Raw genomic sequence first — 4,546 nt, 5'->3', positions numbered from 1 at the left:
CTACGTGAAGAAACATCCTAGTGCGGAGAAATCCCGGCAACGGACATATCCAACTTGATTTGGAATAGTTAAAGGGCAAATAATGGCAGGATGTTGAGCGTACCTAACTGGCATTGTGATGGACTCACCAAAGCAAAAAAAAGTAAGCGCAATTGCAATACCTTTTGTCCTGGTAGTTGTTTTGAGCGTGTAGGGTGTTTTTGCCAGCACCATTGAAAGTCAGTTTATGGACTCTTCAAGAATCCCCCGGCTTTAGACGTGGGGAGTGTCAATAAAATTTAATAAAGCCGGAGACAGCAGGTGCTAATAGCTTAAATATCCTGCCGAGGTTGTAATTTTAAGTGACTGAAGTTTGCTCAAAAAAAGTTTGAGAACTACAGCATTAAAAATACTACTGTGAAACCCCGGCAAAGATAGCTGGGGTTTGTTGTTTTTGGCGCGTCAGTAAACAGGTGACTGGTGACTGGTGACTGGTGACTGGTGACTGGGAAGATAAGAAGATGAGGACATGGGGAGATGGGGAAGAAATATTGACCTTCTGACTCCTGACTCCTGACTCCTGCCTTTTGCCAATGTTCACTAATTAAGATTTTGCCCTTGGAGGTGAGATAAGCATGGGTAGAACGTTAGAAAACAAGAAAGAAATAGTAGCTGACCTGAAAGGGACTTTAAACGAGTCAACTTTAGCACTCGTAATTGACTACCAAGGTCTAACAGTTGCCGAAATTACTGACTTAAGGCGGCGTTTACGTCCTAGTGGCGCTGTTTGTAAGGTGACTAAAAACACCTTTATGGGCATTGCCATTCAGGAAGATGAGCAATGGAAACCAATGTCAGAACTGCTCAAAGGTTCTTCAGCCTTTGTGTTAGTTAAAGATGATTTATCAGCAATTAAAGCCTACCAGGAATTCCAAAAAGCCACCAAGAAGACAGAACTTCGTGGCGGTGTCATGGAAGGGCGCTTGTTGAAAGAAGCGGATGTCAAGGCCTTAGGAGACTTGCCATCTAAGGAACAACTTATGGCGCAAATTGCTGGAGCTATCAACGCTTTGGCTACCAAGGTGGCTGTGGGTATCAACGAAGTTCCAAGTTCTTTGGCTCGTGCTATTCAAGCTGTCTCTGATAAAGACAAAGACGGCGCTGAAGCTGCTGCTGAATAACAATTTTTCATTAGTTAAATGCTGTTAGTTAAAACCAGTATCTAATAACTAATGACAACTGACAAAAAACAAATCAAAATTCTTTAGGAGTTCTATCAATGTCTACTGCAACCGATCAAATTTTAGAACAGTTAAAATCTTTGACTTTATTAGAAGCTGCGGAATTAGTTAAGCAAATTGAAGAAGCTTTTGGTGTAAGTGCTGCTGCTCCTGCTGGCGGCATGATGATGATGGCTGCTCCTGGTGCTGCTGCTCCTGCTGAAGCTGTTGAAGAGAAGACCGAATTTGATGCTATTCTCGAATCTGTACCCGCTGACAAGAAAATTGCAGTTCTCAAGATTGTCCGTGAAATCACTGGTTTGGGTCTAAAAGAAGCTAAAGACTTAGTGGAAGCTGCTCCTAAACCCGTCAAAGAAGGTGTTAATAAGGAAGCTGCTGAAGACATCAAGAAACGCATTGCTGAAGCTGGTGGTACTGTAACCATCAAGTAATTTGTAATTGTAAATTATTTAGGGTGAGCTATTCTTTTAGCTTGCCCTAACAACTGGTTAAAAATTATTCTATATTTTGTCAAAATTATTAGGCTGTTATTAATGTTCTTGCTTGCGTATAGTTAAGGTTTGCTGAAAAAGTTATCTGTGAAGGACCAGTGACAGGTGACAGGTGCTACGCCACGGTGACAGTTTCAAGAGTTGGATAGGAACGATTTTTTCTTGAAGTAGGAATTAAGTGCAAGGTTTTTCAGTTGCCACCTCATAAAAGCTGGCACTGGCTAACGCCACGCTACGCTATCAGCAAACCCTACATAGGGGTTGCTGAGAAAGTCTTTCCGTGAGGGCATAGGAGTCAGGAGTCAGGAGTCAGGAGTCAGGAGGAGATTTGAAAATTTCTTTGCCATCTCTTGAAATCCCAAAAAATGTACACTTTTTCCGGTATACCCTTCAAAACCCTTGGACTTTTTTCCTGTTTATCAGCCTCTAACCTTTGATATATCAAGGTTTTAGGTTTATTCAGCAAACCCTACATAACCAACCATCATCAAGTAACATCCTGTAAATCCTCAAATCCTGGACATCCTAATTCTGGCAAAAAATTGAGAGTATTTTAGAGGTAATTGTTAAATTGGTTTAACATTGTTTAGCCGTTGCAGGATCAACAAAATCATGTAAATCTGCTTCCCAAACACTAATATAAATTGAATCGCAATTTTGCCTGATTATTTGCCCTTTAACTCCACCTTTTTTGAAGGTAAAATTGTCTGTCTGACGTTGTTGAATTTGTTGTAGTCCTTGTTGAATTTCTGCGGTTGCTTTTCCTGCTAATAAACCATTTAAAGTTGTTTGCATGATTTGATGATCTACAGTTCCCGCAAAACCGACTTCTGTTTGTCTGAGTCTACCAGTGTCACGGTCAAATAAATAACCCAGGTCTATTTTATCGGGTACTACTTCATAGATAACTGCACGGGTATTAGGCCATAATCCCCTTAAATCTCTTCTGGGTTTGCCTAATGCGGCTTCTACCGTGCTTCTGGATGTACCTGTAGTAAATGTTGGTACACTTGTCCTGATATTGGTGGCATTTAATTGGCCTGTTGACTTAGGTTTATTCTTTTCGGGCTTTTTCTGGGTATCTGAAAATACCTCTGATTTGGGCAATACTTCTGGTTGAGTAGGCGGTTGTTCTGGCTGTTTCCGAGAATCAGATAATACCTCTGCTGAGGGAACTGCTTCTGGCTGTGGTTGCTGTTGTTGTATTTCCGCTTGGGGTGTGGATGTGACTGGAGGAATGGAAGTATTTTCAATTACAGGCTTATCCGCTGGTGGTGGTGTTATTTCTGGAGAAGAATTGCTTTCTGGTATGGGATTAGAAATGATTTCAGGTTGAATAGGGGGAGTTAGTGTAATTACTGGTGTGGGTGAAACTTCCAAAACCGGGGAATTTGTAGGTAAAACAGAGGGAGTTTGTGCTTCCGTTGTTACTGTGGAGTTGGTGGACGCTGAAGTTGAAGGTTGTGGCTGACGGTTAGAAGCTGTTACTAAACCAATTACAATACCAATTGCTACACCACCAAAAATGATAGCGGGTTTCTGCCAGTTATTAGGATTGTTGACTTGTTTGATAACTGGAGTTTTTGCGGGTGAATATGTGGGTTGAGTTGGCTGGTTAAGGATTTTTGTGGCGCTGGTGGTGGGAGAATGGGAGGGTTTGTAATTCTTATAATTATTTTGACCAGATTTTAAAGCATAGAGCATTTTACTGGCTGTGGTATAGCGATCGCCAGGACGTGGTTCAATAGCTTGTGTAAGTATCTGTACCATTACTGGGGATATTCCCGCAGCATATTGTTGCCACAATATTTGCCCTGTTTGCGGGTGAGTTTCTAATTCTTGGGGGTGTTTACCTGTGAGTAAATAAATGGCAGTTAAGCCTAAACTATAAATATCAGTAGCATAAACTGGACGACCGATCGCTTGCTCACTGGGCATATAACCAGGAGTACCGATAACTATGGATTGTACAGGATTGCTTGAAGGATTGATCACGGTACGGATAGTTTCTTTCACTGCACCGAAATCAATTAACACTGGTTTATTATCCTGGGAGCGAAGGATGATATTATCTGGTTTTATATCTCGATGAATAATACCTTTGCTGTGGACATAATCTAAAACTGACAGCAAACTGACAAGAATTTCTCTAACAACTGTTTCATTTAACTTGCCTTTTGATTGGATAATATTGCTGAGGGTTTGTCCTTCAATCCATTCTTGCACTAAGTAAAATTTGCTATTTTCGGGAAAATAGGCGTAAAGTTTGGGAATTTGATCGCTGGTTTCCCCTAGATTTTCTAATATCGCGGCTTCTCTCTCAAATCTTTGTTGAATGAGTTGAGAAGTTCCAGGATCGTGGTTAATAGGTTTTAGTTCTTTAATGACGAAGCGACGACGGGAAGGAAGGTGGATGTCTTCTGCGAGGGAAGTTTCCCCAAACCCACCAGCACCGAGTACCTGGATAACTTGATAGCGGTTGTTTAACAGTTTTGTTGTCATGAAACGTTACACGCGAGATCCTTCCCAATGTATATCAGATACTTTGACGATGTAACTATAGGATGTTTCCTGAAGTCAGGAGTCAGGAGTCAGGAGTGAGGAGGGGTTGATTTAATTTCTGGTTAATTTTATTAATACAGCACTTTCCTTTGTAATGAGGTACACTCTGGGCGGGCAAGATGCCCACCTCACAGGGGTAGGTTTTTAATATTATCTGTGAAGGCAGGACAAGGAAGGCAAGGAGGGAAAGTAGACAAGGAAGATTTTAGACAAGAAATGTACTTCGGCTTCGCTCAGTACAAGGTCTGTTGAGCGTCAGTTTTTGTTACCAAT

General features: G+C 41.4%; 4 protein-coding genes and 1 other annotated feature. Of the genes, 2 read left to right on the top strand and 2 right to left on the bottom strand.

Annotated features, from left to right (window positions below; genetic code table 11):
* Positions 1 to 269 precede the first annotated feature (269 nt).
* Positions 270 to 438: a sequence feature (ribosomal protein L10 leader region), on the top strand.
* Positions 392 to 580 (bottom strand): hypothetical protein, encoded by a 189-nt coding sequence (locus PN497_RS22900; RefSeq protein WP_272110904.1) that lies wholly within the window; start codon positions 578 to 580, stop codon positions 392 to 394. Its footprint overlaps the feature before it by 47 nt.
* A gap of 34 nt (positions 581 to 614) precedes the next feature.
* On the opposite strand from PN497_RS22900, the gene rplJ reads away from it, so the two are divergent.
* The gene (gene rplJ, locus PN497_RS22895; RefSeq protein ID WP_096566807.1) at positions 615 to 1,160 is read left to right on the top strand and encodes a 50S ribosomal protein L10; all 546 of its coding nucleotides are present in this window, start codon (positions 615 to 617) and stop codon (positions 1,158 to 1,160) included.
* 98 nt (positions 1,161 to 1,258) lie between these two features.
* Positions 1,259 to 1,651, top strand: a complete 393-nt coding sequence (gene rplL, locus PN497_RS22890) for a 50S ribosomal protein L7/L12 (protein ID WP_096566805.1) — start codon at positions 1,259 to 1,261, stop codon at positions 1,649 to 1,651.
* 636 nt (positions 1,652 to 2,287) lie between these two features.
* On the opposite strand, the gene PN497_RS22885 is transcribed toward rplL, so the two are convergent.
* On the bottom strand, positions 2,288 to 4,213 hold the full coding sequence (locus PN497_RS22885; protein WP_096566803.1) for a protein kinase domain-containing protein: 1,926 nt from the start codon (positions 4,211 to 4,213) through the stop codon (positions 2,288 to 2,290).
* Positions 4,214 to 4,546: the final 333 nt, after the last annotated feature.

Source organism: Sphaerospermopsis kisseleviana CS-549, from assembly GCF_028329225.1.
Lineage (GTDB): Bacteria > Cyanobacteriota > Cyanobacteriia > Cyanobacteriales > Nostocaceae > Sphaerospermopsis > Sphaerospermopsis kisseleviana.
Note: the sequence above shows the minus strand (reverse complement) of the source record. Positions and strands in the feature narration are given on the sequence as shown.

Excerpts from the sequence above, each read along its gene's own strand:
- rplJ (WP_096566807.1), top strand. The coding sequence starts at position 615 with ATGGGTAGAACGTTAGAAAACAAGAAAGAAATAGTAGCTGACCTGAAA.
- rplL (WP_096566805.1), top strand. The coding sequence starts at position 1,259 with ATGTCTACTGCAACCGATCAAATTTTAGAACAGTTAAAATCTTTGACT.
- PN497_RS22885 (WP_096566803.1), bottom strand. The coding sequence starts at position 4,213 with ATGACAACAAAACTGTTAAACAACCGCTATCAAGTTATCCAGGTACTC.